A 470-nucleotide genomic window follows, 5' to 3' on the forward strand; every position below is an offset into this window, starting at 1 on the left:
AAAAATATAGTCTTAAAAACATTTTATATTGAAAGGTATTGTATCCTAACAACTTCACGTTAGATTCATGGGTGAGAAGAAAGACCCATCCGGTAGTGGTGTCGCCCGACGAACCTTCATCAGAGCCCTCTCTGCAGGCGCCCTCACTGGAACCTCCGTCATCGGCCTCAGCGGAAACACCCGTGCTACCTCCCAACCCCAACCAGGAGCCTCGCTTGAAGGGAAAACCGTCTTCCAAGGTCCAAACGTCAACCTCCCACTAAACGACACAGCCGCAACCACTTACGAAGCAACCCAAGCCGAAGGCGAAGTTGCAAAGCACAGTTCGTTCGACGTGGGTATCTTCTCCTCCGATACCCCCGTCACCAAGCAAGAACGCCGAGTCTTTGTCGATAGTAACGTCCCCGTCTTTCACGTAGGCGGTGGCGCCGAAGAAGCCGCGGCAAGCGTCCTCTACGACCTTCCCATGA

At 53.2% G+C, this 470-nt stretch carries 1 protein-coding gene; it reads left to right on the forward strand.

Annotated features, from left to right (window positions below; all coding sequences use genetic code 11):
- Positions 1 to 67 precede the first annotated feature (67 nt).
- Positions 68 to 470: hypothetical protein (locus tag DVK06_RS18595; RefSeq protein ID WP_147438183.1), on the forward strand; the 403-nt coding region annotated here is incomplete at its 3' end.

Source organism: Halorubrum sp. Atlit-28R (assembly GCF_003665955.1).
GTDB lineage: Archaea > Halobacteriota > Halobacteria > Halobacteriales > Haloferacaceae > Halorubrum > Halorubrum tropicale.